The organism is Methylibium sp. T29 (assembly GCF_000576205.1).
Classification (GTDB): Bacteria; Pseudomonadota; Gammaproteobacteria; order Burkholderiales; family Burkholderiaceae_C; genus Methylibium; species Methylibium petroleiphilum.
In genome coordinates this window covers 1-5,602 of sequence record NZ_AZND01000215.1, presented here as the reverse complement: position 1 = coordinate 5,602, position 5,602 = coordinate 1, and the positions used below count along the sequence as shown (strand labels likewise).

General features: G+C 68.9%; 3 protein-coding genes and 2 pseudogenes. 3 read left to right on the top strand and 2 right to left on the bottom strand.

All coding sequences use genetic code 11. The annotated features are described in order from the left end of the window. Positions 1-123: 123 nt before the first annotated feature. Positions 124-1,215: a type II asparaginase gene (locus x551_RS17720; RefSeq protein WP_036234364.1), complete on the bottom strand. Its 1,092-nt coding sequence runs from the start codon at positions 1,213-1,215 to the stop codon at positions 124-126. Positions 1,216-1,399: 184 nt separating this feature from the next. Here x551_RS17720 and galE point away from each other — a divergent pair, with 184 nt between their 5' ends. Further along, positions 1,400-2,407, top strand: coding sequence for a UDP-glucose 4-epimerase GalE (gene galE, locus x551_RS17715; RefSeq protein WP_036234365.1), 1,008 nt, complete (start codon positions 1,400-1,402; stop codon positions 2,405-2,407). Positions 2,408-2,513: 106 nt separating this feature from the next. Then, positions 2,514-3,367, top strand: a pseudogene (locus tag x551_RS17710) (DMT family transporter). A gap of 21 nt (positions 3,368-3,388) precedes the next feature. Here the strand turns inward: x551_RS17710 and dusA are convergent. Further along, positions 3,389-4,344: pseudogene (dusA, locus tag x551_RS17705) on the bottom strand (tRNA dihydrouridine(20/20a) synthase DusA). Positions 4,345-4,528: 184 nt separating this feature from the next. On the opposite strand from dusA, the gene x551_RS17700 reads away from it, so the two are divergent. Next, the coding region (locus x551_RS17700; protein WP_051512126.1) for a site-specific integrase at positions 4,529-5,602 on the top strand (1,074 nt) is incomplete at its 3' end.

The following is a 5,602-nucleotide window of genomic DNA, read 5'->3' as shown; positions in this document are numbered from 1 at the left end:
CCAGCGACCTGCCGCTCGCCGCCTTGCTCCGGCGCGCCGACGCCCTGGCCAGCCGCATGGTCGCCGGATCGCCAGCCGCCGGGGCGGCCTGAGCTGCGGCGCCGCAGACCGTTGGCGGGCTCCTCAGTACTCCCAGAAGATCCGCTGCAGATCCTGCGAGCTCACGCCGCGCGTCAGCGCGACCGCGGCCAGGATCTTGGCCTTCTGCGGGTTCAGATCGTGCGCGACGACCCAGTCGTACTTGTCGTCGGGCTGCTCGGCATTGCGGATCACGAAGCCGTCGGCCACGCGCGAGGAGCGGATGACCTGCACGCCCTGGGCGCGCACGCTCCTGAGCTTCTCTACCGCGTAGTTCGGCACCGAGCCGTTGCCGGTGCCGGCATTGACCACCGCCTTGGCGCCCGAGCGCAGCGCCGCGTCGTACAGCTCCGTCGTCATGTTGCCGTAGCCGTAGACGATGGCCACCTCGGGCAGCGTCTCGATGCTCTCGATGTCGAACTCGCTGTTCACGGTGTGGCGCTTGGCCGGCAGGCGGAACCAGAAGGTCTTGCCCTCCACCGACATGCCGAGCGGCCCCCACTGGCTGCCGAAGGCGCTGGTCTTGATGTTGATGCGCTTGGCGACGTCACGGCCCGAATGGATCTCGTCGCTCATCGCCACCAGCACACCCTTGCCGCGCGAGGTCGGGTCGGCCGCGACCACCACCGCGTTGTAGAGGTTGAGCATGCCGTCGGCCGACATCGCCGTGCCGGGCCGCATCGAGCCCACCACGACCACCGGCTTGTCGCTGCGGATCACCAGTTTGAGGAAGAAGGCCGTCTCTTCCAGCGTGTCGGTGCCGTGGGTGATGACGATGCCGTTCACCGCCGGGTCGCGCACCAGTTGCGAGACCCGCTTGCCGAGCTGCACCAGCTTCTCGTTGGTGAAGCTCTCCGAGGCGATCTGGAACACCTGCTCGCCGCGCACCTGGGCCACGTCGGCCAGCTCGGGTACGCCGGCGATCAGCTTGTCGACCGGTACCTTGGCCGCCTGGTAGGACGCGCTGTTGGTGGCGGCCGCGCCCGCGCCGGCGATCGTGCCCCCGGTGGCGAGCACCACCACCTGCGGCTTGGCCACCGCGACCTGCGCGTGGACGGACGGCGCGCCGAGACCGATCCATGCGACCACGGCCAGCGCGCGTAGCGCCGTGCCGAGCTGGAAAAAGCGTTCGTTCATGGGGCTCCCCTGAGGCAACAAGACCACCCGGAATGGGTGGAGGCCGAACCTGGGAGCAAGTGCCATGCCCCAAGGCTGACTTTTGCCACATTGACACAATCGACGGCCCGGCACAATGCCCCGTTGCCTTTCGCTGCGGTTGGTCTGTCGCGATGGGCCCTCGACGTTCGACAGGGAGCAGCAATTGATACTCGTGACCGGCGGCACAGGCTTCATCGGCTCGCACACCAGCGTGGCGCTGGCGAATGCGGGCCATGATTTCGTCATCCTCGACAACCTCGTCAACAGCCAGCGCGACGTGCTCGACCGCCTGGCGCCGCTGTGCGGCAAGCGGCCCGCTTTCGTGGAGGGCGACGTGCGCGATGCCGCCACCCTGGACCGCGTGTTCGCGCAGTACCCGATCCGTGCGGTGATCCACTTCGCGGCGCTGAAGGCGGTGGGCGAGTCGGTACAGAAGCCGCTGGCCTACTACGAGAACAACATCACCGGCACCCTGCGGCTGCTGGAGGCGATGCGCCGCGCCGCGGTGCACACGCTGGTGTTCTCGTCCTCCGCCACCGTCTACGGCGACCCGGCGTCGGTACCGATCCGCGAGGACTTCCCGCTGTCGGCCACCAACCCCTACGGCTGGACCAAGCTGATGGTCGAGCAGATCCTCGCCGACCTGTCGAAATCCGAGCCGCAGTGGCGCATCGCGCGGCTGCGCTACTTCAACCCGGTCGGCGCCCACGAGAGCGGCCAGATCGGCGAAGACCCCTCGGGCATCCCGAACAACCTGATGCCCTACGTCGCCCAGGTGGCCGTGGGCCAGCGGCCGCAGCTGCAGGTGTTCGGCGGCGACTACCCGACGCCCGACGGCACCGGCGTGCGCGACTACATCCACGTGATGGACCTCGCCGAGGGCCACGTCGCCGCCCTCGACAGCCTGGCCCGCGAACCCGGCCTGTTGACGGTGAACCTGGGTACCGGCCTGGGCGTCTCGGTGCTGGACATGGTGGCCGCCTTCGAGAAGGCCAGCGGCCGCCCGGTGCCCTACCGCATCGTCGATCGCCGGCCCGGCGACGTGGCGGCCTGCTGGGCCGACCCGGCGCTCGCGCTGCAACGGCTGGGCTGGCGCACCCGCCGCGACCTCGACCAGATGTGCGCCGACGCCTGGCGCTGGCAGAGCAACCGGGCGGCGTGGTCGGCGTGAGGCCGGCTGCGCACGCCTCCTGCTGCGCGTGAGCCTCGGGCGGCCCACCCCCACGAGTGCTGCCCACCGCGCGCCGTGGTGGGCGTATGCCAGCCTCGGCGCCAGCATGGCGCTGGTCGGCAGCTATGTCGGCCTGTCGAAGCTGCTGGTCGCGGTGTTCCCGGTTCTGCTGCTGGCCTGGCTGCGCTTTGGCATCGCGGCCATCGCGATGGTGCACTGGTGCATCGGACCGCCGACGAGCCGCGGCTGAGCCGACGCGACCGCTGGCTGCTGTTCCTCGAGGCCTTCTTCGGCAACTTCCTGTTTTCGGTGTGCATGCTGTTCGGCGTGGCTTTGAGTTCGGCGCTGGCGGCCGGCGTGATCATGGCCGCGCTGCCGGCCGTGGTGGCCCTGCTGTCGTGGGTCGGACTGCGAGAGCGCATTGCGCCACGCGTGCTGGGCGGCATCGGCTGCGCGGTGGCCGGGATCGCGCTGGTTTCACTGGCCCAGGCCGGGCCCGACGGCGGCGGGAGTTCACTGCTCGGCAACGCGCTGCTGCTCGGTGCCGTGTTCTGCGAGGCGCTCTACGTGGTGATCGGCAAGCAGCTCACCGGCCAGGTGAGCGCACGCCGCATCAGCGCGCTGGTGAACCTGTGGGGCCTGGCACTGGTGACGCCGTTCGGCCTATGGCAAGCGTGGCAGTTCGACTTCTCGGCGGTGCGCGGCGGCGTCTGGGTGCTGCTGCTGTTCTACGCACTCGCAGCCAGCATGGCGACGGTGTGGCTGTGGATGACGGGCCTGAAACACGTGCCGGCGTCGTCGGCTGGCGTGTTCACGGTGCTGCTGCCGATCAGCGCCGCCGCCATTGGCGTTCTGCTGCTGGGCGAGCACGTCAGCGGCATCCAGCTCGGCGCCTTCGCCCTGGCGCTGGCCGGGGTGGTACTGGCAACCTGGCCGGTGCAGCGGAACGCCGCGTACTGAACTGAAAGGCCTGCGGCGCCGTCAAGCCGCCGCCGCGACCTCGTCCACCGTCGGCCGGCGGCGCGCCAGCGCCGACACCACCTCCGGCGGCTCGTTCTTGAGCCGATGATCCGACCAGACCTGCCGCCAGCGCCGGGCGCCGGACATACCGTTCCACAGGCCGAGCATGTGGCGCGATACGCGCGACCAGGGCTCGCCCTGCAGCCGCTGAAGCTCCATGTAGCGCACCATCGCCGCCTCGATGTCGGCACGGTCTCGCTCGAGTGGCGCGTCGCCGAAGAAGCGCACATCCCAATCAGCCATCAGCCAGGATGGTGGTAGGCCTCACGCCCGAGCATCACGCCATCGACCTGCGCCAGGTGCGTGGCGATCTCGTCGTGGGTCTTGACGCCGCCGTTCAGCACGATCGTCAAGGCCGGGAAATCGCGCTTGAGGCGGTAGACCCACTCGTGGCGCAGCGGTGGCAGTTCGCGGTTCTCCTTCGGGCTGAGGCCCTTGAGCCAGGCATTGCGTGCGTGGACGATGAACACCTCGCAGCCGGCCGCTGCCACGGTGCCGATGAAATCGCGCACGAACCCGTAGCTCTCGGTTCGGTCAATGCCGATGCGGTGCTTCACGGTCACCGGGATGCCCACCGCGTCACGCATCGCCTTCACGCCGTCTGCCACCAGGTCGGGCTCGGCCATCAGGCAGGCGCCGAAGGCGCCACGTTGCACACGCTCGCTGGGACAGCCGCAATTGAGGTTGATCTCGTCGTAGCCCCAGCGCTCGCCGAGCTTCGCGCAGGCGGCCAGATCCTCCGGCTCGCTGCCGCCCAGCTGCAGCGCCACCGGGTGCTCCTCGGGGCCGAAGTCCAGATGCCTCGGCACATCGCCGTGCAACAGGGCTCCGGTGGTGACCATCTCGGTATAGAGCCGGGTGTGGCGCGAGAGCAGGCGATGGAAGTGACGGCAATGTCGATCGGTCCAGTCCATCATCGGGGCAACACTTAGTCGCCACGGTGAAAAGCCATGTTTTTCCTGATGTTCCACGTAATCAGTCACTAACATAAATGGTACGTGTGCAGAACTTAGTGCACACGAGGCGCACACGAAGGGGTCAAGAGGTGTAGATTTAGGGCTCGATAGGACACACACGAAGTGCACACGGAGCCCTGCACACATGCCCACATTCTCCCAGCTACCCTCAGGCAAATGGCGCGCGCAGGTCAGGCGCGGCGGCGTCTACCGGGCGGCGACCTTCCCGACGAAGCGCGAGGCCAAGGACTGGGCCTCAGGCGTCGAGTCGCAGGCGCACCACATCGCGGCAGGCGGCTTCGCGCCTGTCCCCAAGGGGGCGACGGTCGGCGACCTGATCGACAAGTACGTCGAGATGACGAACCAGTCGCCCGGCAAGACTAAGGAGGCGACCCTGGCGATGCTGAAGCTGCAGCTCGGCAAGGTGCGCCTGGCATCCCTCAACGCGGTGACCCTGCGCGACTTCATAGACCGGCGCATCGAAGCCGGCGCCGGCGGCGTCACGATCGCGGGCGACCTGTCGTTCCTGTCGGCCGTGCTGAAGTGGGCGCGGCACGCGCGGCACCTTGACGTGCCGGAGCGCCTGGCGCTGGAGGCGCGCGAGAGCCTGAAGCACCGCGGCCTGACGACCCGCAGCCGCGAGCGTGACCGCGAGCCCACGGACGACGAGCTGGCGCGCCTCTACGCCCACTGGCAGGGCAACCCGCGCCAGCGCATCGACATGGTGACACTGTGCCGCTTCGCGCTGGCCACCGCGATGCGTCAGGACGAGATCTGCCGCCTGCAGGTGGAGGATGTCGACCGCGAGGGCCGCACCGTCGTGATCCGCGACCGCAAGGATCCGCGCAACAAGAGCGGGAACGATCAGACTGTGCCGCTGCTCGCCGCAGCCTGGGCGATCGTCGAGCCGATGATCGAGGACCGCACCGAGGGCGCCATCTTCGGCGTGCGCGCGGCCTCGGTGTCAACAGCCTTCACGCGCGCCTGCCAGGCGCTGGAGCCGCCGATCATCGATCTGCACTTCCACGACCTGCGGCACAGGGCGACCGCGGATCTGTTCCGCATGGGCCTCGACATCCCGCGCGTCGCGCTGCTCACCGGGCACAAGACCTGGGCGATGTTGCGCCGCTACACCGACATCAAGCCGGCCGACGTGCATGCCGCACTGAAGCCTGCAGAGAAACCGCCCCGCCCTCCCCGGCGTGGCGACAAGGTGCTG

What these genes read in the sequence shown, in the direction of transcription:
- x551_RS17720 (WP_036234364.1), bottom strand. Translation starts at nt 1,215, where the DNA reads ATGAACGAACGCTTTTTCCAGCTCGGCACGGCGCTACGCGCGCTGGCC.